The sequence below is a fragment of the Pedobacter ginsengisoli genome, from assembly GCF_030244015.1.
GTDB lineage: Bacteria > Bacteroidota > Bacteroidia > Sphingobacteriales > Sphingobacteriaceae > Pedobacter > Pedobacter ginsengisoli.
In genome coordinates, this window is the sequence record NZ_JASSYX010000001.1 from 301,703 (window position 1) to 324,227 (window position 22,525).

The 22,525-nt window shown below is 46.6% G+C and carries 17 protein-coding genes; 11 read left to right on the top strand and 6 right to left on the bottom strand.

Annotated elements, in window-relative coordinates:
- Nucleotides 1-2: 2 nt before the first annotated feature.
- On the bottom strand, nucleotides 3-719 hold the full coding sequence (locus QEP08_RS01240) for an ACP phosphodiesterase (RefSeq protein ID WP_285054835.1): 717 nt from the start codon (nucleotides 717-719) through the stop codon (nucleotides 3-5).
- Between the two features lie 86 nt (nucleotides 720-805).
- Here QEP08_RS01240 and tyrS point away from each other — a divergent pair, with 86 nt between their 5' ends.
- The gene (gene tyrS, locus QEP08_RS01245) at nucleotides 806-2,092 is read left to right on the top strand and encodes a tyrosine--tRNA ligase (RefSeq protein ID WP_285054836.1); all 1,287 of its coding nucleotides are present in this window, start codon (nucleotides 806-808) and stop codon (nucleotides 2,090-2,092) included.
- A 48-nt stretch (nucleotides 2,093-2,140) separates the two neighbouring features.
- Here the strand turns inward: tyrS and QEP08_RS01250 are convergent, their stop codons facing one another.
- From QEP08_RS01250 to QEP08_RS01260, 3 genes are read right to left on the bottom strand one after another with little or no spacing between them, the layout of a single operon-like run.
- Nucleotides 2,141-3,124, bottom strand: coding sequence for a long-chain-fatty-acid--protein ligase (locus QEP08_RS01250; protein WP_285054839.1), 984 nt, complete (start codon nucleotides 3,122-3,124; stop codon nucleotides 2,141-2,143).
- Nucleotides 3,125-3,152: 28 nt separating this feature from the next.
- Nucleotides 3,153-3,503 (bottom strand): hypothetical protein, encoded by a 351-nt coding sequence (locus QEP08_RS01255; RefSeq protein WP_285054841.1) that lies wholly within the window; start codon nucleotides 3,501-3,503, stop codon nucleotides 3,153-3,155.
- Nucleotides 3,504-3,506: 3 nt separating this feature from the next.
- On the bottom strand, nucleotides 3,507-5,945 hold the full coding sequence (locus QEP08_RS01260; RefSeq protein ID WP_349019016.1) for a penicillin acylase family protein: 2,439 nt from the start codon (nucleotides 5,943-5,945) through the stop codon (nucleotides 3,507-3,509).
- A 190-nt stretch (nucleotides 5,946-6,135) separates the two neighbouring features.
- Between QEP08_RS01260 and QEP08_RS01265 the strand changes: the two genes are divergently transcribed.
- From QEP08_RS01265 to QEP08_RS01285, 5 genes are all read left to right on the top strand, one after another.
- Nucleotides 6,136-9,042 carry a TonB-dependent receptor gene (locus QEP08_RS01265; RefSeq protein WP_285054843.1) on the top strand — a complete coding sequence of 969 codons (2,907 nt, stop codon included), beginning with the start codon at nucleotides 6,136-6,138 and terminating at the stop codon, nucleotides 9,040-9,042.
- 180 nt (nucleotides 9,043-9,222) lie between these two features.
- Nucleotides 9,223-11,688 carry a glycoside hydrolase family 31 protein gene (locus QEP08_RS01270; RefSeq protein ID WP_285054844.1) on the top strand — a complete coding sequence of 822 codons (2,466 nt, stop codon included), beginning with the start codon at nucleotides 9,223-9,225 and terminating at the stop codon, nucleotides 11,686-11,688.
- Complete coding sequence (glgB, locus tag QEP08_RS01275) at nucleotides 11,688-13,595, top strand: 1,4-alpha-glucan branching protein GlgB (RefSeq protein WP_285054847.1); 1,908 nt, start codon at nucleotides 11,688-11,690, stop codon at nucleotides 13,593-13,595. Before QEP08_RS01270 ends, glgB begins: the two co-directional genes overlap by 1 nt.
- Nucleotides 13,596-13,649: 54 nt before the next feature.
- The gene (locus QEP08_RS01280) at nucleotides 13,650-14,141 is read left to right on the top strand and encodes a tetratricopeptide repeat protein (protein ID WP_285054850.1); all 492 of its coding nucleotides are present in this window, start codon (nucleotides 13,650-13,652) and stop codon (nucleotides 14,139-14,141) included.
- 176 nt (nucleotides 14,142-14,317) lie between these two features.
- Nucleotides 14,318-15,319: an LLM class flavin-dependent oxidoreductase gene (locus QEP08_RS01285; protein ID WP_285054852.1), complete on the top strand. Its 1,002-nt coding sequence runs from the start codon at nucleotides 14,318-14,320 to the stop codon at nucleotides 15,317-15,319.
- Nucleotides 15,320-15,341: 22 nt separating this feature from the next.
- Here QEP08_RS01285 and QEP08_RS01290 read toward each other — a convergent pair whose 3' ends face one another.
- The gene (locus QEP08_RS01290) at nucleotides 15,342-15,995 is read right to left on the bottom strand and encodes a DUF6266 family protein (protein WP_285054854.1); all 654 of its coding nucleotides are present in this window, start codon (nucleotides 15,993-15,995) and stop codon (nucleotides 15,342-15,344) included.
- 373 nt (nucleotides 15,996-16,368) lie between these two features.
- On the opposite strand from QEP08_RS01290, the gene QEP08_RS01295 reads away from it, so the two are divergent.
- From QEP08_RS01295 to QEP08_RS01315, 5 genes are all read left to right on the top strand, one after another.
- Nucleotides 16,369-17,571, top strand: a complete 1,203-nt coding sequence (locus QEP08_RS01295) for an ATP-binding protein (protein WP_285054856.1) — start codon at nucleotides 16,369-16,371, stop codon at nucleotides 17,569-17,571.
- Between the two features lie 276 nt (nucleotides 17,572-17,847).
- Nucleotides 17,848-18,453: a hypothetical protein gene (locus QEP08_RS01300; protein ID WP_285054859.1), complete on the top strand. Its 606-nt coding sequence runs from the start codon at nucleotides 17,848-17,850 to the stop codon at nucleotides 18,451-18,453.
- A 100-nt stretch (nucleotides 18,454-18,553) separates the two neighbouring features.
- Nucleotides 18,554-19,180 (top strand): Crp/Fnr family transcriptional regulator, encoded by a 627-nt coding sequence (locus QEP08_RS01305; RefSeq protein ID WP_285054861.1) that lies wholly within the window; start codon nucleotides 18,554-18,556, stop codon nucleotides 19,178-19,180.
- A gap of 46 nt (nucleotides 19,181-19,226) precedes the next feature.
- The gene (locus QEP08_RS01310; protein WP_285054864.1) at nucleotides 19,227-20,102 is read left to right on the top strand and encodes a hypothetical protein; all 876 of its coding nucleotides are present in this window, start codon (nucleotides 19,227-19,229) and stop codon (nucleotides 20,100-20,102) included.
- 144 nt (nucleotides 20,103-20,246) lie between these two features.
- Nucleotides 20,247-20,888: a DUF6266 family protein gene (locus tag QEP08_RS01315; RefSeq protein WP_285054867.1), complete on the top strand. Its 642-nt coding sequence runs from the start codon at nucleotides 20,247-20,249 to the stop codon at nucleotides 20,886-20,888.
- A 39-nt stretch (nucleotides 20,889-20,927) separates the two neighbouring features.
- Here QEP08_RS01315 and QEP08_RS01320 read toward each other — a convergent pair whose 3' ends face one another.
- Nucleotides 20,928-22,484: a sulfatase family protein gene (locus QEP08_RS01320; protein ID WP_285054870.1), complete on the bottom strand. Its 1,557-nt coding sequence runs from the start codon at nucleotides 22,482-22,484 to the stop codon at nucleotides 20,928-20,930.
- Nucleotides 22,485-22,525 lie beyond the last annotated feature (41 nt).

Here is a 22,525-nt window from a genome sequence, read left to right on the forward strand (position 1 = left end):
AGCTATTGCAGCTTATGGAGATTTAGTTGATTTATTTGTAATTCAATTTCATCAAATATTGTAGGATAGCTCCCGGCAATAGAATCTTTAAAAACATTTAATCCATCAGTCAGTAAAACCAGTTGCCGGTTGGTAAAAGGATTGTCCCACAACCGCATGCAAATGCGGTTCAGCGCATACGATATGTTCTCAATCTTTTGATAACTAAGTAAGTATTTACCGGAAATAAAACTGTTCAGAAAATGGAAAAAGACCGCAGTATCCGCAACCTCACAATTTTGCAGAAAAGCATCGAGCGATCCCTGATCAGCTTTGGCCAGATGTTCGTAAAATGCATGGATGCTGACAATCCCATCAGTAATCAGAAGGTGGTCCAAAAGCAGTTCCAGACCTATGTGTGCCAGGAAAAAAGGCTTTACAGGACTATTCTCAAATACAGGAAGCAGGATCTGCTTTAACGTATTTGTCTGCAGTTTAAAAAAACCGGAAGAATGAAAAATGGCATCAACCTGTATATGCCTTTCCCAGCCTTTAAGTATGGAAAGCTGTTTTGGATCTTCCTCAAAGCGTTGCCTATCCTTGAGAGGATAGAGGTTGCCATCTTTTTGGGCATTTTTTACTAAATCAGGCAAAACAACACCCATTACCATGTTTTCATCATGGCTGTCCTTCTCAAAATAAAAATGCGACAAAAAGTTCATTGCTTTAAAAGTAACCATTTTAGTTCAGTTCATCAGTTTTTCAATGCCATTCAATTTAACGGATACCGTACCTTTTCCTATATTTGCGCCAAAAGGATATTAGAATGACCAATTTCGTTGAAGAATTACGCTGGAGAGGTATGCTGCAAGACATCATGCCAGGTACTGAAGAAAAGCTGAATGAAGGAATGACCTCAGGATATATCGGATTCGACCCGACCGCAGATTCTTTACACGTTGGCCATTTGACCCAGATCATGACCCTTATCCACTTTCAGCGTGCGGGCCACAAGCCTTATGCCCTCGTTGGAGGTGCCACAGGCATGGTCGGAGATCCGTCCGGCAAATCTGCCGAGCGAAATCTTCAGACGGAAGAGATGGTAGAACACAACCTCAATGAACTCAGGAAACAACTGACGAGATTCCTGGTGTTTGATGACAAGGGGAATGGTGCTGTAATGATAAACAATGCGGACTGGTTTAAAGATATGAGCCTTTTTACCTTTATCAGGGACATCGGCAAGCACATTACGGTCAACTACATGATGGCTAAAGATAGTGTCAAAAGACGCCTTGAAGGAGATTCCGGTCTTTCCTTCACAGAGTTTTGTTATCAGCTGATACAGGGTTACGATTTCTATTACTTATGGAAACACCACAACTGTCTTGTGCAGATGGGCGGTTCAGATCAATGGGGAAACATTGTTACCGGGACGGAACTGATCAGGAGAAAAGACGCAGGTACAGCATTTGCAATCACCACGCAGCTCATCAAAAAAAGCGACGGCACTAAATTCGGTAAAACGGAAAGCGGAGCAGTTTGGCTTGATGCAGCCAAGACATCACCCTATAAATTCTACCAGTTCTGGCTGAACGCATCCGATGATGATACCAAAAAATGGATTCGGATCTTTACCCTGAAAACCCGGGAGGAAATAGAAGAACTGGAACGCCGGCACGATGAAGCCCCGCATTTGCGCGTGCTGCAGAAAGCCCTGGCCGAAGACATCACCATAAGGACACACTCAGCCGAAGCGCTGGAAACGGCGATAAAGACCTCAGAATTCCTGTTTGGTAATGGATCACTGGAGTTCTTTAAAACTTTAACAGAGGAGCAGGTACTGGAAATATTTGAAGGTATTCCTCAGTTTACCATTTCCGGAACAGAACTCGGACAAGGTATAGATGCCGCAACACTGCTTGCAGAAAAATCAGCGGTGTTCGGATCTAAAGGAGAGGCAAAGAAACTGATTCAGGGCGGTGGAGTATCTGTAAATAAAGAAAAGTTAAATGATCCCGCACAGCAGATTACCGGCGCTGATCTTTTAAATGACCAGTTTATTATTGTCCAAAAGGGTAAGAAGAACTATTTTCTGCTCATCGCAAAGTAAAAGTAATTGCTATAACCTATCCTGCAAATCAATCAGGCAGTTACCGGTTTAATTCACAAGCAGGTTGCAGCCCCTGATGTCTGCATTGTCAAAACGTCCAAGGACTTCAAAAGAACCGCCGGGAAACACACGCCCAAGATCCTGGGTAGCTATAAATGAACAGGAATTGATGTTGGCCAGGTCAATCACATTGATTCCACCGGTTTTATTTGCAGCCAATAGACTTAAAGGGTCGTTCGTGTCCCTCAGGGTTATCCTCATCCAGGGCGGACAATTGAAGGTCCCGTTACCTTTAGAATAGGCCTGAGATAACAATTCAGTCATTCCATATTCGCTGTGAATCACATTTACACCAAATCCCTTCTGCAGTTCCGAATGCAGTTCTTCCCTGACCATCTCCTTCCTTTTGCCCTTCATCCCGCCTGTTTCCATCACGATGAGCTCAGGGAACTCCATCCTGTATTTTTCAATAAAATCCAGTAAAGCATAAGTAACCCCTATCAGAATTGTTTTCTGACCGGTTAGCTGAAGCGCTTTTAGTCTAAGATAAAGTTCATCATGATTGTGCAGGAAATATCCGCTGTCCGGATGCCTGCTCTGCCGGATCAGCGCATCTACCATATAGATCAAAGATGAACCCTCCCTTTCCAGGTAAGAGGGAAGTAAAGCCAGAAAACAAGTATCTTCAACGCTGCCGTAAAACAGCTCAAACGCCTGGTTGAAACTTTGATCGTAAATGCCGGTATCAGTTACCAAATGTCTGCTCTGTGCCATTCCGGTAGTTCCCGAGCTGCTAAACACAATCTCAATAGGATCTGAAGAAGTCAGTACATCATGTGTCTTGAAAAAGGCAATTGGCAGGTAGGGTATTTGCTCTAAATGTTTTACATCATACGGATTGATGCCCAAATGACCGATAAACTGTTTGTAGACCAGGCAATTTTCAGCCTGATGACCGAATACCTGCAAGGCCAGCTGCTCAAAAGATCCTGAATTGTTTATAGAGAAAATCTGCCTGATTAAATGCTTCACAGGCACAAAAATACATACAAATCTTTAATTAGACCTGAGCTTTCTTAGAAAGCAATGCTTTTCTGAAGTGATAGCCGCAGTATCCGCTCAGTCCGGCAGCAGCAGCACCAAGCAAAGCACTCAACACCAGGATCACCCACCACAGCTTTACCCCAAACATCTCTGCGACACGCATCGCCAGAACATTATCGTTGGGGATGCTTTTAAACAATGCCACTCCAGTCCACAAGACCAGTATTGCCAAAAATGGCGACCAAAAAGCGATCTTCCCGGTTTTACCCACCAGTCCGCAGGCGGCAAATGAAATGACCACAACTACCCACCAGGGTAAAACCATTTGCAATAAGAAAGACGCGATTAAAACTATCAGGAATACCATAAGTTATTTTTTGGAGATTTTTAGCCTGGAGATTATTTTAGCCGACGGGTCATCCGCAGATTGCATAAAGAAAAGATCATAAAGCTGCCCGTTGGCCCAGGTATCGATCATGTTGTCGTAAAATTTACTGCCCGGATTGCCGGATTGTCCGCCGGGGAATACACCGTGTCCCTTAGGGGATTTCCCCAGCTCCACCACCATCCTCCAGGACGGGCCATTACTTTCGCTCAAAGCATTGATGGTCATTTTTCCACCGCCGATCATCAAAGGTTTAGAACCAAAACCAGGCACCTTGGCCAGGTGCGGCACATTGGTGTGCTTCACATTTGCCCATTCCCAATCTTTCCCAATGGGCCCAAACCGCCTTTCCAGCGTATCACAGGCAAACTTAAAGGACTCCAGGACAAGATCATTTAACGTTTCCTTAGCAGGCGTATTGATGTTATCAATCCACTTGGAATTTGGCTCATTTAGGATCAGCTGGACCGTTCTGTCTCTTGACGGATACTTCATGGGGACGTTCGCTATTGTAAACTCATCATTCCATATGTCGTCCTGAAGTCTTTTGGTCCAAAAGTCAAATATACTGGCGCCAACCGAATTTGCGTTGTAATATTTATCCCATTTTCTGACCATCGTCAACCCTTCCTTTTGCGTCGCATTGAGTTTGCTTTCATCCACCATATGAAGTACCGCAGGCAGGATGTTCTGCGCATGAATGCTGTAGTTGTCCGTTTGCATCCTTCTAATGCTGTCTGCTGTAGCCCGGGTCATCACTGTGAGCCGGTCATTTATCCTTTTTCCACGTTCATACGGACTAAACTCCCAGTTGATGTAATACGGGTAAGACTGATCTGTTGAAGACTGGTTGGCCGAGCTTACAAAGCCCCGTGCAGGGTTTTTAACTGTGGGGTTCTGTGCTGCCGGGATCCAGCCATGCCAGTCGTTTTTAGGGTCAGACCCATCCAGGATGAACTTGCCCTGATCTTTCCATTTTAAAGGAAACTTACCATTGGCTGTAATGGCAATATCATTATCAGCAGACGCGAATATAAAATTCTGGGCAGGCGCAGTATAATAGGTCAGCGCTTTGCGGTAATCATTATAATTGCTGCCACGGTTCAGCAGGTAGAATGTCTTTAATTCGTTTGACTTCTCGTGGGCGATCCAGCGAAGTGCATTTCCGACAGGAATATTTTTGGACCTGGAGAAGTCTTTCGGTTTTTGCAGGTAAACCACCGGCCCCTGATGCGTATAGAACACCGTATCAACCTCCGTAGCACCACCTCTTATTTTAATTTTCTCAATCCGGGAAGTTGTTTTCTTCCACTGGTTGTCATACCAGTAACTGGCATGTGTATTGTCTTTAAACCTGATCTGATAAAAATCAAGCACATCAGCCGCAACATTTGTTACACCCCAGGCAATTTTTTGGTTGAACCCGATGATGATCCCCGGTGCCCCGGGAAGTGAAACACCATACGCATTCAGTCCCGGCGCATGCAGCTGGATCTGGTACCATATTGAAGGAAGAGATAAATCAAGATGAGGGTCATTGGCCAGGATAGGAAACCCCGAAGCCGTCTTGCTGCCGCTCAGCGCCCAGTTGTTACTTCCTATCCCTTCTTCTTTCTCTTTAGTTCTGATATTCCCGGTACCTATTGAAGAATCCGGGGCTGGGGCCGGTGGCACAGGCAAAGCATTAAAATCCCATTTAGTGCCTGCCGGAATGATCGGGTCTTCCTTAAACGGATAATCCGGGAACAGGTCTTTGACCACCTCTGTCCCAAATTTGTTCCTGATGTTGGTCATGTAAAACTCATCAGAGCCCATCGCCAGCACAGCAGACATCTGTTTCAGCAACAATGCACACTTTATGGGCGTCCAGTTTTCCGGTTTAAAATCCAGCAGTTTATACTCAAGCGGGATCTTTGCCGCAGATAAAGAACGGATATAATCATTGATACCCTGAGTATAAGCAAGGATCATTACTTTCGACTGAGGATCTGCCATCATTCCCTCCAGCGACTTTTCCGCACCATACACCATACCCATTCTGCGCTGGTACCTGTCCAGCTCCAATGCCTTCTTACCAACTACCTCAGACAATCTTCCCGCGGCAAACCGGGTTTGAAAGTCCATTTGCCACAACCGGTGCATCGCAGTAACATAACCCTGTGCATAATAAGCATCATGGTCATTCTGCGCGAAAATATGAGGGATCATGCGGTCGTCAAAAGCGATGTCAACATTTTGACCAGCGCCTTTCAGCATTATTTTTTTGTTCGGCTTCACCGCAGTCGCTTCAGCATTCTGCCAAAAACCTGTAAAGGGGTTCAGGAACTTCAAAAGCGGGGGCGTGTCTCCAAACTTTGTATTCAGTGCATAGGCTAATAATATAGGGACAATAACACAAATAAGGGCCTTTGTTTTATTCATCATAACTCATTTAATCAGCGGACCCATCAAATTTTGGCGGGCTTTTTTTTGCATTTGCAATTTAACATAAAACTTAAACCAATTGCAATGAAAATTAGATTTTGGCAATTAATTATTACCCGGAATTCAGTTTGGATAAAGGAAAATTTGTATTAGATTTATGTAGGCATTAACAGATATAAATCTTTTTCGTATGAGCAGAACTTTTACCAAAACAATCGTCACGCTAATTATTTTATGCACTACCTGCATATCATTATATGCGCAAAGTGTAGTTATAAGCGGCACGGTCGTCGACAAGACAACAAGAGAACCGATACCCGGTGCAGGCATTACGGTCAAAGGTACCGCCTCTGCGACAGCTACCGATGCAAATGGCAAGTATCGGTTAAACACTACACAAAAACCGCCATTTACACTGGTGATCTCCTATATCGGTTTTAATACGGTAGAAAAAGAAGTCACCGGCAATACCGCCAATCTTGATTTTGAACTGGAGTCCGGAGTTATATTAGGGCAGGAAGTAGTAATCTCCGCCTCAAGAACACCGGAACGTATCCTGGAATCTCCGGTTTCAGTCGAGAGAATGGGCGCCGCTGCATTAAAAGAAATATCAGCACCTTCTTTTTATGACGCACTGAGCAATTTGAAAGGCGTGGAAACCAGTACACAGAGTTTAACCTTTAAATCGATCAATACCAGGGGCTTCAACTCCAATGGCAATACCCGTTTCAACCAGTTTGTGGATGGAATGGACAACCAGGCCCCGGGCCTGAACTTCTCGGTCGGAAATATCATAGGTATCAATGACCTCGATCTGGACAACGTAGAGCTGCTGCCTGGAGCGTCCTCGGCCCTGTACGGAGCAGGAGGTATCAGTGGTACCATGCTGATGACCTCAAAAAACCCATTTGATTATCAGGGCGCCAGCTTCCAGCTGAAAACCGGTATCAACCACATTGACGACAACAACACCGGCAACCAGGAATACAAACAGCTGGATGTGCGTGTCGCCAAAGCATGGAACAATAAATTTGCCTTTAAAGCCACGTTTTCATTCCTCCAGGCAAAAGACTGGCAGGCAGACAACTACTCCAACTTTGACCGCAATGCCCGCGCCTTTAAAACAGGCGACAGAGCATCCGATCCGGGGTATGACGGCATAAACGTATATGGTGACGAAAGCGCCCAGAACATGAGGAGCGTGGTCCAGCAAAGCATAGAACCTACCATTCGCGCAGGCATTCTGGCGGCTACAGGCAATGCGTTTGATCCCAGGGCCGCACTCGATCAGCTACCTGCAGGAACAAGTTACGCCACCTATTTAGGAGCCATCGCCGGCCTCCCGGGCTTGCCGCAGCAATTGAAGACCGCATTGAGCAGTCAGTACCTGCCATTCTATTTCGGCTTAAAGAATCAGGCGATTCTCCCAAATCAGAACGTTACCAGAACCGGATATAACGAAAACACAGTTGTAGACTACAACACACAATCTCTGAAGACTTCCGGATCACTGCACTACAAGTTCAGCCCGACCATAGAGGCCATTGCACAGATCAACTGGGGAACAGGAACCTCGGTTTATACCGGGTCAGACCGCTATTCACTGCGTAATTTTAGCATAGGCCAGTACAAACTGGAATTAAAAGGACAGGACTTCTTTTTAAGAGGCTATACCACCCAGGAGCGGTCAGGTGACTCCTATATCTCTTCAATTTTAGGCGCATTTATAAATGAAGCAGGTAAGAAATCACAGGACTGGTATCCGCAGTACATCGGCACGTACATCGGCGCAAAACTTTCCAATCCCGGAGTCACCGATGCGCAGGCACATGCCGCTGCGCGGGGTGTGGCAGACCAGGGGCGCCTTGTACCCGGTACGCCGCAATTTGAAGCAGCGAAAAACAGCATCACCAAAAACACCATCGCTTCCGGAACAGGAGCAAAATTTGACGACAAGACCAACCTGTACCACTATGAAGGCATGTATAATTTCTCCAATGCACTCAACAACGCAGTAGAGCTGCAAGTTGGCGGATCATACCGCATCTACCAGCTCCGTTCAGGAGGAACGATCTTTGACGACCTTACCGACGACATCCACATCAATGAGTACGGCGCATTCGCACAGCTCGGCAAAAAGCTGTTCGACGACAAATTTAAACTGTCCTTATCCGGAAGGTACGACAAGAGCACCAACTTCGACGGCCGTTTCACCCCAAGGATCTCCGGAGTATACACAGTAGCCAAAGACAACAACATCAGGTTATCCTACCAGACCGGTTACCGCAACCCTACGACTCAAAACCAATACATCGATCTGTCGGTTGCAGGTGGTTTACAGCGCCTGATCGGCGGAATCCCGAGCATGCTGAACAAATACAATATGCTGACCACCAACAAACCCTATACTGACGTAAGCTACCGCGCATTTCTGGCATCAGTCGCTGGCGGAGCGCCGAACCCCACACTGCTGCAGCAATATGAGTTCGATCCGAAAGGAGTAGTTCCGGAAAGCGTCAAAGCTTATGAAATCGGTTATAAAGGCTTGCTTGGGCCTAAATTCCTGATCGACGCTTACGCCTATTACAACACCTATAAAAACTTTATTACAGCCGTGGACGTATTCCAGCAACAAGCAAACGGCTCTTTCTCCAAATTTGGTGTACCTGTAAACGCCAAAGGCAAGGTGACCACCTACGGCGGCGCCCTGGGAATAGACTACTTAATTGCCAGCTTTAACCTGAGCGGCAACGTATCCTATAATAAACTGAAAGACCTTCCAGTCGATTATGTCAATGATTTCAATACCCCGGATATCCGTTATAACCTGGGATTAGGAAACAGAGAGATCATCAAAAACGTAGGCTTCAATGTCAATTACCGCTGGCAGGACGCCTTCTACTGGAACTCATCATTTGCTTCAGGAGACGTTGCAGCATTCGGTACAGTTGACGCACAGGTGAACCTGAAAATCCCTTCGGTAAAATCCATGATCAAAGTCGGGGGCAGCAATATCCTGAATAAATACTATTATACATCATACGGTAATCCATCCATTGGCGCGTTATACTATATAGGCTTTACCTACAACCCTTAACACCTACCGGTAAATAATACCCGCATCTAAATTAACAGGTCCTGGCGATACCGTCAGGACTTTTTTTGTGTCCTCAGGTTTATCTCATAATAATCCTTTGCATTTAATAGAAATTTTAACACTTTAGTGTATAAATTACACAGGGGCGTTGAGCAGCTAAAATATATAAACAGATTTTTCATGGAAGAGATAAATGAACCAGATAAAGGGATCATAGCCAATATAGATAAAGAAGAGACCGAAGAACTCATACAGCATTTAAATAACCCTGTTACTGATCTAAAGCCCATAGTAAAGAAATACCTCAGCGGAGTGCAGAAGGTGACAGCGCAGGGCAACAAGTTCTTTTTCGCCGACGGAAGTGCAAGGGTAGAGGTGCGGGTAGTGAGCGATGAGATCATCCGGGTGCGCCTGGCACCACACGGAGTCTTTCTCGACGAATTTTCATATGCAGTACCCGTCGTAGACCAGAAGGTGACCACCTTCAAAATGGAAGAACACGACGAGGATTATACCATATCGACAAACACCATTACCTGCAAAATAAGAAAGAGCGACTTCTTCATTTCATTCGTCGAAAATCAAAGCCAGATGGTGATGAGTGAAGATGCCACACCAATGCACTGGGAAGAGAACAGTGAATACGGCGGTTACTACGTCTACGCGACCAAGAACTGCCTGCCGGAAGAGAACTTTTTCGGCCTTGGCGATAAATCCGGCAACATGAACCTCAGAGGGCGCAAGTTCCAGAACTGGAACACCGACGCCTACTCATTCGGATGGGACCAGGACCCGCTTTACCGCACCATCCCATTCTATATCGGCGTGCACCAGGAGGCAGCCTACGGAATATTCTTTGACAATACCTTCCGGTCGTATTTTGATTTCGGCAGGGAAGACAACACCAAGACCAGCTTCTGGGCCGATGGCGGAGAGCTTCAATACTACTACATCCACGGGCCGCATCTGATGGACGTAGTTAAAAGATATCAAACCCTTACCGGTACACATCCGATGCCGCCGAAATGGGCATTGGGCTACCACCAGTGCAGATGGAGCTATTATCCTGAAAAGAAAGTAAAAGAGATCGCCGATGGGTTCAGGTCAAGGAACATCCCTTGCGATGCCATCTACCTCGACATCGATTATATGGACGGCTACCGTTGCTTTACCTGGAACAAAAGCCACTTTCCTGACCCTAAACGGATGATCAAGGAACTGTCCAACGACGGCTTCAAAACCGTGGTCATGATAGACCCGGGGATCAAAGTAGACGACAACTACTGGGTATTTAAAGAAGGAAAAGAAAACAACTTCTTCTGCCGCCGCAGCGACGACTACTTTATGGAAGGGCACGTATGGCCGGGCCGCTGCCAGTTTCCCGATTTCACCAATCCCGCAGTAAGAGAATGGTGGGGCGGGCTGTACAAAGAACTGGTAGACATAGGCGTGGCCGGAGTCTGGAACGATATGAATGAACCCGCGGTTTTTGGTTCAGGCACCATGCCAAACGACGTCAGACACAATTATGACGGCTACAGAGGGTCGCACCGAAAAGCACACAACATTTACGGCATGCAAATGGTGCGCTCTACCTACGACGGCCTGAAGAAACTGATGCGCAACAAGCGGCCGTTCACCATCACCCGTGCCGGCTATTCAGGCATGCAACGCTACGGCTGCGTCTGGACCGGCGATAACGTAGCCACATGGGAACACCTCAAAATCGGCAACATCCAGTGTCAGCGCATGTCCATATCCGGAGTCCCTTTCTGCGGAACCGACATCGGCGGCTTTAGCGGAGAGCCCGATCCGGAATTGTTTACCCGCTGGATCCAGCTGGGCACATTTTCACCATTCATGCGTGCACACTCTGCCGGCGACACCGCAGAAAGAGAACCATGGAGCTTTGGCGAACCCTATACGAGCATCAACCGCACCTATATCGAACTCAGGTACCGCCTGCTCCCGTACCTGTATTCCGTATTCTGGGAACACCACCGTTACGGTTTCCCTATATTAAGACCACTGGTCATGCTGGAGCAGGAAAACCCAAGCACCAGCTTCCGCCAGGACGAATTCACCTTTGGCGACAAAATCCTGGTCTGCCCCGTCCTGGAACAAGGAGCCGCCTCCCGTATGGTTTACCTGCCTAAAGGCAAATGGTATAACTTCTGGACACTCGAAGTGCTGACCGGCGAAAGCGAGCACAGCATCCTGACGCCATTAGACCACATGCCGCTCTTTGTCAGGGCCGGATCAGTGATACCAGAATACCCCGTCATGCAATATGTAGGCGAGAAAGAAGTAGAAGAAGTACTGCTGAACGTATACTTTGCAGACTATGAGGTAAATTCCTTCCTGTACGAAGATCATGGCGATACCTTTGCCTATGAGCAGGACATTTATTCGGAGAAGAAATTTAGTGTGAAAGGAACAGCTGCAAGCCTGGTTATCGAACAAAGCAGAACAGGCCTGTATACGCCAAATTACGAATGGTACAGATACAACGTAGTAGGTCTGCCTTTCAAAGTGAGCAAGATTACGGTAGACGACAAAGAGGTTACCGACTTCAGTTTAGACGAGCGCAACTGCCTTCATTTCAAATCAAATAAGAATTTCACCACCATAAAAATATACAGCTAATGGAAGTGCTTGCCCACAGTTTATTCAGCGATTTTGATATATCATTGTTCATTTCCGGCAAGCACTTTCGGTTGTATGAAAAATTTGGTGCACACCTGTTAACACTGGATGGCACAGCAGGCACCTATTTCGCAGTCTGGGCACCCAATGCCCAGGCCGTTGGCGTCATGGGCGATTTTAACCAGTGGAACCGTACCGCCCATCCCCTAAACCCAAGATGGGATTCCTCGGGTATCTGGGAAGGTTTTATTCCCAATATAGGCAAAGGTGAAGTCTATAAATATGCCATCAAAGGCGCAGACGGAGCAGACATTGAAAAAGGCGATCCCTATGCCATCAGGTGGGAACGCCCGCCCAGAACCGCTTCCATCATCTGGGACATGGACTACAAATGGACAGATAAATCCTGGATCAGCAAACGCCCCAAAGTAAACGCGCTGAACAAACCCATGTCGGTCTATGAACTGCACCTGGGCTCCTGGCAGCGCGACCCCTCAGAACCCAAACGGATCCTGACCTACAAAGAAATAGCAGCCAGCCTGGTCCCCTATATTCTGGATATGGGCTTCACCCATGTAGAGCTCATGCCGATCATGGAATACCCCTATTATCCTTCATGGGGATACCAGATCACAGGATATTTTGCCGCCAGCTCCAGGCATGGCACACCGCAGGAGCTCATGTACCTGATCGAAGAACTGCACAAGAACGACATCGCCGTCATCCTGGACTGGGTACCTTCCCATTTCCCCGGAGATGCACACGGCCTTTATCATTTTGACGGCACCCATCTTTATGAACATGCCGACATGCGCAAGGGCTTCCATCCCGACTGGAAGTCTTACATCTTCAATTACGACAGGAATGAGGTCAGGTCATTCCTGATCAGCAATGCCATGTATTGGATCGACAAGTTTCACGCAGACGGCCTGAGGGTAGATGCCGTAGCCTCCATGCTTTATTTCGATTTCTCGAGGAAAGCAGAAGAAGCAGCGACCAATGAGTACGGGGGCAGTGAAAATCTGGGTGCCATACAGTTTCTCAAAGACATGAACGAAGCCATTTACGGCAGCTTTGAGGGCGTGCATACCATAGCTGAAGAAAGCAGCACCTATCCCGGAGTTACCCATCCTGTCTTCGCCGGCGGCCTTGGTTTTGGAATGAAGTGGATGATGGGCTGGATGAACGATACACTGAAATACTTCAAGAACGATCCCATCAACCGGAAATTTCACCACCATCAGCTGACCTTTAGCGTGACTTACGCATTCAGTGAAAACTTTATGCTGCCCTTCTCGCACGATGAAGTGGTGCATGGCAAGTCCTCCATGATCTATAAAATGCCCGGAGACGAATGGCAGAAGTTTGCCAACCTGCGCGTGCTGTACGCGTACATGTTTACCCAGCCCGGCACCAAACTGCTGTTTATGGGCAATGAGTTTGCGCAGACCCATGAATGGGATTTTAAGAACTCCCTGGACTGGCACCTGCTCAAGCATCCGCCGCACCTTGGCATGCAGAAAACGGTAAGGGTCATCAACAAGCTGTACAAGTCAGAACCTGCGCTATACGAGCACAGTTTCTCAGCTGAAGGATTTGAATGGCTCAACGCAGACGACGCCCAAAACTCCATCTACATCTATATCAGAAAAGGGACAAAGGCCAAAGACACCTTGATCGTGATCCTGAACCTTACACCCGTATACAGAGAGGGTTACCGCATTGGCCTGCCATTTAAGGCCAAATGGAAAGAGCTCTTCAACACCGATGCGGAGGAGTTTTTTGGCAGCGGCAAATCAAATGCCGGCCTGCTGCTTCCGGAAGCGGAGGGATGCCATGGCCGGGAATTCTCTGTTGTGCTCAACATTCCGCCGTTGGCTGCCTTAGTTTTAAAGCAAGGAAAGTAGCGCCGGGAATGTACTTAATTTTTTATGAAACGTATTCCATACTAAAGTAAAAGGATGACGAAGAACAAGAAGATATTGGCCGGTATTGTCGCCGCAGCTGTTGTTATTGGTACGATCATTTGGTCTCCATGGTCATCGGGCCGCTATGAAAAATATAGCTTTAGCAAGCAGATGCCGGCCATAGCGCAGGGCGCTGATAACCGCGCAGAGCTCCTCAAAGCAGCCGAGCTGTACAATAAGGGCGACTATGCAGAAGCCAGAAAAATACTGGGAAAAGAGTACATGTTCAACCCCCAGAATCCTGTGCTGACCTATTACTTTGCGGTCACGCTGATTGAGACCAAACAGACCTATGAGGCCAGAACACTATTGAAACACCTGTTTGAAGGGCAGTCTGTATTTAAGTACGACGCCGCTTTTTACGCAGGGCTCAGCTTTGTAAAAGAAGACAACGGGAAGGAGGCGATCATGTGGCTGCAAAAGATCCCCCGGGAAAATGCCCGTTATGCAAAGGCGCAGGAGTTGATAAGCGAGCTTAAGAAGTAGCGCTTGCAGGTCTTGGAAGTAGTGGTTGGCGGTCTTAAAAAGCAACATCAGCAGATCTTAAAAACAGTTCCTGGAGCCCTTAAAAAGCAGCGCTTGTAGAATTAAAGTCATATCGTTTGCTGCGAGTTCAGTTTAATGTGCACAGGCAGTAATTTTGCAGCTCTTTGTACATGACTATGAAAAAACTGCTTGCAGACCTCCCGTATTCCATATTAGACCTTGCCACGGTAATAGAAGACAAAACGCCGGCCGATACCTTCAAAAACAGTGTTGACCTTGCTCAGCATGTTGAACAATGGGGTTTCAAACGCTACTGGCTGGCCGAACACCACAACATGATCAGCGTAGCCAGCTCAGCGACATCCGTCGTGATCGGGCACATCGCCAATCACACCAAAACCATCAGGGTAGGTTCAGGCGGCATCATGCTGCCCAACCATTCTCCGCTGGTCATCGCCGAGCAATTCGGTACCCTCGAATCACTGTTTCCCGGCCGGATAGACCTGGGTCTGGGCAGGGCACCCGGTACAGATCAGGTGACCGCCATGGCCATCAGGGGCGAAAGGTTTAGTGGCGTCAATGATTTTCCTAAAGACATTTTAAGACTGCAAAGGTATTTTTCTGCCGAAAACAGCGGGAGCGCCGTAAGGGCCATTCCCGGTGAAGGTCTGGACATCCCCATCTGGATATTGGGCTCGAGTACAGACAGCGCGCACCTGGCTGCGGCTATGGGGCTGCCTTATGCTTTTGCCAGTCATTTTGCCCCGGCGCAGCTTTTGACCGCCATCAGAATCTACAGGGAAGAGTTCAAACCATCGCAATACCTGGACAAACCCTATGTTCTGGCCTGTGTCAATGTGGTGGCGGCCGATACTGACGCAGAAGCAGAAAAACTGGTCACATCGCTATATCAGTTGTTCAAAGGCATCGTCACCGGGAAAAGGAGGCTGTTGCAGCCCCCTGTCGATAGCATGGAAGGCGTATGGGACGATTATGAAGAAGCACAGGCCAGCCAGATGCTCGCCTGCACTTTTGTGGGGAGCAAAGAAACAGTTAAAACCGACCTGCAAAGCTTTGTCGATCAGACCGGAGCAGACGAGATCATGGCCAGCTCGCACATTTACGACCATCAGGCCAGGCTGCGGTCTTATGAGCTGATGGCAGAAGTGTTTAAATAATTCCAGCCGGATTTCTGAAAGATTAAATGGGTTCTGCAAGCACACTATTGCTGATGCTGTTCCCGTCTTCTGCCGCAAAAGCGATATAGCAGTGCATAGGAGCCGTTAAATAAGCAGCCGGCAGCTCAATCACATCCTTCAGTGCCTTCCGTTGCGCCCCGACAAGTACACAGATCATGTGCTCATTCGACGCAGGTAAATGTTCGTCATCCGGATAATAAATGAGTAGCATTGCCCTGTCATTCAGGATGTTTGCATGAACTTCCGGGTCCAGGGCCCAGCTAAATTCCAGCGCGCCCGGCACAATGCTGACCTTTGCCTCAAATGCAGGCGGCAGCGAACCCTGACTGACCAGAAGCTTGCTGTAATCAATACTGATTTCCGGATAACCCCCCTGGCAGGCATGCTTAAAATTGTAAGAGACGGCTTCATTGAAGGGGTTTTTGTCTGTTCCCTTCACCGTCAGTTTAAAACCCACATTGATCACCGTGAGCATTGCCCCCAGTGTGGTGTTTAACAAAGAAATCTTTTGTCTTACTGCCAATTGCTTTATGCTGGCAGGTTTGGTGCTTTTGCCCCTGGTGCGTACCAGATCTTTCCCATTGCGGGTGTAGCCAACGAGGTCGCCGAGTTTGCCCGAGAAACCCCCAAATAGTCCTTTTGGTAATCTTGCCATTTTTATTTCAGGTTTAAAACACGTTTATTTCAGGTTTAGGATTCTTTTATTTCAGGTTTAAGATTCATTCCTGACGAGAGTCAAACTTACACATCAAACCGGCCGCCACCAATCTGCGCAGACAGATTGCACAAGCATACAGAAGCGCTAACTTAGCCTTCGGAAAGGCCGGGGGACAAAGCAAGGACTACGATAAGACTATGAAGAGGCTGTTGAAAGACTACGGAAATAAAAATGGATGCGGCATAGGTCTATATCAACTGATTTAATTAGCTTTTGCCGGGAACGATTATGTTTTGCACAATATGATGTGCAGAATATATAAATTATTGCACATCTCATTGTGCAAAATAAAAATAAAAAGTATCTTTGTATGGAAAACATGGAAGCCCTGTTGCAAAAATCGCAGTCTTTAGTTAGCCAGTCCAGGTTGGACTTTAAGCGCTATCTGTATCACCAGATCAAATGGAACAACCGGCTGATTGGTATTAAAGGTGCACGGGGTACTGGTAAAACAACTATTCTGCTGCAATATCTCAAAGCGCTAAATCTGAAAGCTACAGAGGCAGCTTATTTTACGCTCGATGATCTTTATTTTACAACCAACTCACTGGTTGAAACAGCAGAAGCATTTTACAGGGGCGGAGGTAAATACCTGTTTCTGGACGAAGTACATAAATATCCTTCATGGTCCAGACACATCAAAAATCTATACGACTTCTATCCGGATCTAAAAATAGTATTTACAGGTTCTTCTATTATCGACATCGCCAAAGAAGAGGCGGATCTGAGCAGAAGGGCATTGATGTATGATCTCCATGGACTTTCTTACAGAGAATACCTGTCGCTCAGGGGAATACTGGAAATTGGGCCATTTGGTATCGATGAATTGCTTGAACCAGAAAGAGGCTGGCAAAAAATGTTTCCAGGCGATTTCAGACCTCTGCAATATTTTTCAGATTATCTGAAGCATGGTTATTATCCTTTTTTTGCAGAAGATATGGACAGTCTGCCAGACAGAATCCAGCAGCTGATCAGAACCATTGTGGAATATGATATGGCAGAGCTCCACGATTTTGATATCAGAAATGCCCGCAAAATGCTTCAACTTTTTTATGTGCTAGCTTCCAACGTACCCTATAAACCAAACATTACAGAACTCGCAAAAAAAAGCTCCGTCCATCGCAATACCATAACCAATTATTTGTCCTTTTTGGAGGAGGCGAGGCTCATCAGACAGTTATACTATAGCGGGATCAGTATTGTTGCCCTGCAAAAACCAGAGAAGATTTACCTCAATAACACCAATCTTTCTTACGCCCTGACAAATATCGAACCCAATGAAGGCAACCTGAGGGAAACTTTTTTTGCAAGTCAGGTTGCCGCCAGATATAATCTGAACTATACCAACACCGGAGATTTTATGGTTAATGGAAAATGGACGTTTGAGATTGGGGGTAAAAATAAAAGCCTGAAACAGGTTAACGGAGTTGAAAACGGGCACCGCGTCATCGACGATGTTGCGTTTCCTGTTACCGATGCCCTTCCGCTATGGGTATTCGGGTTTTTATATTAACACAAGCTTAATACACTGGCTTTATGTTTTACACCTGGTTATTATTCACATTTGCTTTAAATATTGGAGGTTTCGGCAATAGTATTGCCGAAACCTCCAGACAGGAAAATTTATTGAAAAGGGGGTAAAAATCAGGTAATAAACCCGTTGAAAAATAATGTCCTGATGAACTGAATGCGTACTTTTAAAATATAGAAAAATTATTTAAATATACATCAGGATCACATGATGTGTACCCAAAATTAGGATCATGACAAGGACTGCAGATAAACTATTATGGAATATACTAAAGGCGCCCCTATAGCGAATCTGAAAAGTTACCTGCACAGTAAAATTGAACTGTCGGCTGCTTTTGATTCGGGAATAGACCCAATGCTGGCAGCAGATACATTGACGGCCAGATATACCAGCCCTAAAAATGAGGATGGGATAAATGACATTGCCTATTGGGTAGATGAGGGCTATGGCTATTTTACAATGCCGGGAAAGGATAAAGAGGGGCTGGATGTGGTCCACATTGATGAGATATTTCCTCCCAAAATGATTGCGCTGGATGCGGATGGTTTCTTTAATAAGGTGCCATCTTATCGTACCCTGCATTTTACCAAAGGCTCGGTCATTATACCATTTCCCAATCCGGCGTTCGTGACCTTGAAAGTGGTAGCGCCGGAGGTAGACGCGCTGGCCATTTGTATCTTGGCAGAGCTCAAAAAGCACGCGGTAGAAATTGCGAATATGAACAAACTGGTCATGGAAGAACAGCTGGAGATTTTTGAAAAGATGTGCGGTAAGGAGATCTGGCAGCATTTTTCGCAAAAGCAGCTCGCAGATTATTTTCGGATTTCGGAAAATTACATGAGCGATCTGAGGGGCGGAAGGTGATGTTTTCTTTCTTTTCTTAAGATAGTTGGATTGTGGCGTTGCAGGATTGGTCGTAAATTTAGCTCAGCTAACTAAATAAATTAACTCAATCAAGTTCCTGATGAACACAAAAATTAGCGCTGTCGACGAGCTGTATCCTATTACAGACTTGTTTGGTCACCTGCATGACATTGAGCCTATCGGCGATCATTTTAAAAATTTACTGCCGGATTGTTTGCTGCCTGTTGAAGGGCCTTTTGTACAAAATGTCATTGTACACAGCATTGGCGAGATTTGTAAAACCGCCTCCTGGATGCCAGTTGGCTATGCCCGTGCTTTTACCGAGATTCCCGGCAAGGAGCCCTGGGAAACAAGACAGCAGACAATAGGGTTCTGGAAGGCCGGCGAGATCGTTTCTCTGAAGGACAGTTTTTTCAGACAGGTGCCTTCGTCCTGCTTTCTGGAATATGCTGAGGATACGGTGCTGTACAGTATTTCTTATGATGCGCTGCAGGTCATGAAGCGCAAGACCATCGAAACGCATGAGCTCATTGTCAAGATCCTTGCTGATGAGAATAGTGAGGTTACTGAACGCAGGCAGTTTTTTAAAATGAGCGCAAAGGAAAGGTATTCTGCATTTCTGGATCATTTTGATCCGAAGATTGAGCAGTATTTTGAACTGAAGGCCATAGCGAGTTATCTGCTGATGGACCCGACTACGCTGAGCAATCTGAGGGGGAACCGGTGATGATTGAGCTTGTTTATTACATTTAACGCAACTAACATAAATCATAATGAAATATTATTTTGACTGTCGCTTTAGTGTGGTCACTAAAGGCCGTTTTGTTAAATTCATAAAGTATCTGTTTGAACACTATGACCAGTTTTGTAAAGAGGTAATCGGGGACGATTTTGAAAATTCCGTCTATAGGAGGTCTCTTTATCCGACAGCTGAATACGAGTATTATGTTTTTAGAAGGCACCGTGCCTTTGACTATCAGCAGGCCAGAAGGAGAGGAAGTGCTTATGTTGTGAAACCGCTTCCGTCATTTTCTGCTTTTGAGCTTAGTTTTAAAAAGCCTGTCATTGATGCGGAACTTTCTTCAATGAGGCTTTTTATTATGGGAATGGATAATATCCTGATGTCTTCGAGTATCGTACATGATCATAAGGGAATGTGTTTTAAGGAGCACGGAAACAACAGGGAACTCTTTGATGATGCGGTCATGGAGGCCATTTCAGAGCGGTATCCTTTATTATTGCGGTGCCGGAAGCTAGATGATTTCCTGGATTTTAGAACGTATAATAAGTTGCGTGAGCCGGTGGAGTTAAGGCCGGTTTATGTTTTTATATTCAGGCTTATTCGTGAAATGAAACTGGATTTTAAGTATGGTGAGATTTCCCGGAAAGTTTTTGGCAATATCATGTCTGAGCTGAACAGGATTTGGCTTGAGCACCAGGTCAAGGAAATTCTGAAGAGCAATTCAGAGGAAAAATTTGCTGAGGAAATGGATGAGGAGGATTATGAAATCTTATTGAATGAGCAGGAAAGGACTGCAAAGCGAATGGATGAAAAGCGGATGCTGGATTCAATGAAGATTCCTCAGGTGGTCGAGGCTTATGTGAGTGTTTATGAAAAGCTCCCTGCTAATTTTCCGGTTGAGGAATAACGACTTAATAACCAATAATTTACATTAAAGGCAATCTGCGCACACAGATTGCCTTTTGTTTTTTGGCCCTGTACGTTTGTATGGCCGGTCCGCTAAAACCGGCGATAATTAACAGAATAATAAACCATAAAAAAAACGAAGATTATGGGACAACTGAAAAACGGGCCCTTTTCCGGGTTTACGGGACGCACCGGGTCACTGGTGGGCTACCGCAAGTTTGGGAAATGGGTGATGGCGGCTGTAAGGGCTACAGCCAGCCGCGAACCTTCACTATTGCAAAGTTATACGATCATGAGGTTTACGATGATGGTCGAGTGGCTGGGCTGGGCGTCTGATTTTATTGACATCGGCTACCAAAATTACGCGAGTGAGATGTCGCCGATGAATGCGGCGGTGAAATATAACCTTGAACATGCGGTGGCCGGTGTTGCTCCGGCTTATTCGATTGACTATCCTAATGTATTGCTGAGCCGGGGCAGGCTTGCACTCGCCAATCAACTGGTCATGGCTACTACGGTGGATGCGCAGCTGGATTTTACCTGGACGGCAAATATCGGGACCTGGAAAGGTGCTGTTACTGATGATGCGGCATTTATTGTCTACAATCCGTCAAAACAGCTGTTTGTCATGTCGATAGGCGTGGTGACCAGGGCGGCGCTTTCCTTTGATATGGTACTGCCATCTCAGTTTTCAGGCGATAACGTACATGTGTATATGGCCTTTGTAAGTGCGGACGGGAAAAGCGTGAGTACCTCTGAATATGTGGGAGCCACCGTGGTCATGTGACAAATTATGGGGTTGGTGTAGCGGCACCGGCCCCACTTTTTATTTCTTTTCCGTCCCGGTACCGCCTCTTTTCAGGTAGGAAGGAAATTCTGCCGCACCGGAACCATATTCATAACGCAGGTCGTTCTTGCCGCCAGCGTCAGGAAATAAGGGGATGTACATCCCGCCGGTATTGCCCATGATGTCAAACAGTTGTTTGTTCATCTTTTTGACTATCCCAAGGTGCTCAGTGCTGCGGATCAGGTTGTTGAGTTCGAGCGGATCTTCCTGCAGGTCATACAGCTCGTCTGTATCCCAAATGCCGTTGTAATGGATGTATTTATACCGGTCGCCCCTGAGTGCGTGCATGGTAGGCGTTTGCGGAAAATTGCGTTCCCAGTAATATTCATACAGCAGGCCTGTGCGCCAGTTTTCCGGTTTCCTGCCTTCCAGCAGGGGTAAAAAACTCATGCCGTCTATATACGCAGGTGCTTTCAGGCCAGCTGCTTCCAGGAAAGTAGGGGCGATGTCTATATTCGCGACTACCTCTTTGATGACTGTGCCGGGTTTAATCAGTTCCGGGCAATAAGCCAGCATTGGCACACGCATGGAGGCCTCATATGCCACCCGTTTGTCGATCAGGCCGTGCTCGCCAAATTGAAAGCCATTGTCGCCCATGTAAACGATCAGTGTCGATTCCAGCAGGCCTTGTTCCTGCAAATAGGCCATTACCTTGCCTATGGATTCATCAACGCTGTGCAGCGTTTCGGCGTAGCGCTTATAATATTCGCCAATGTCCAGGCTGCTGTGGTACGGGAATTCTACGCCATGCCAGGAATTGCGCTGGTTTTTTAACCACATGGGCGCGTTTTTATGTAAACTGGCCTCCATGTTTGCAGGCGGCACGAACTTGTATTTGTCGGCCATGCCTTTGTCGCGATTTGCGGGCATAAACTCGGCATGTACGCCTTTGTGTGAGAGGTAAAGCATAAATGGCTTCTCCTTTTTACGGGATTTTAGAAAGTCGAGGGCATAGTCTGCCAGTTCATCGGTGATGTAACCTTTTTGAGGTACATGCCTGCCGTTGACATTTAAGCCGTTTGGATTTGGCAGGTAGGTGCCCTGACCTTTGAACGAGACCCAGTAGTCAAAACCGCGCTGCGGGTCATCGTGTTCCCCGCCCATGTGCCATTTGCCGACCATCGCTGTCTGGTAGCCGGCTTGCTGCAGATACTGCGGATAAAATACGATCTCTTTGGAAACCGGGTTGTTGTTGTCCACCACTTTATGCTTATGTGCGTACAGGCCGGTCAGTATAGATGCCCTTGATGGGGAGCAGAGTGAGGTCGTCACAAATGCATTCTGCAGGTAAGCTCCTTCATTTGCCAGGCGGTTCATGTTGGGTGTCTTGATGAATTCCTGGGCTTTTAAAAAGCCCAGGGCATCAAAACGGTGGTCATCGGCCAGAATGAAGACAATGTTTCTTGGTTTGCCTTTGCCGGTTTTTATGAGTTTTAGAGAACCTTGTTGTTGGCTCACTTTTGCGTATTGCGCATTCGCGGATGTGATAGCGCAGAAGTAAAGAAGCAGGAGTATGGGGATGTGCTGACGTACCATGATTTAAAGCTACTAAATAAACTGATGTCTCTGCGAATCAG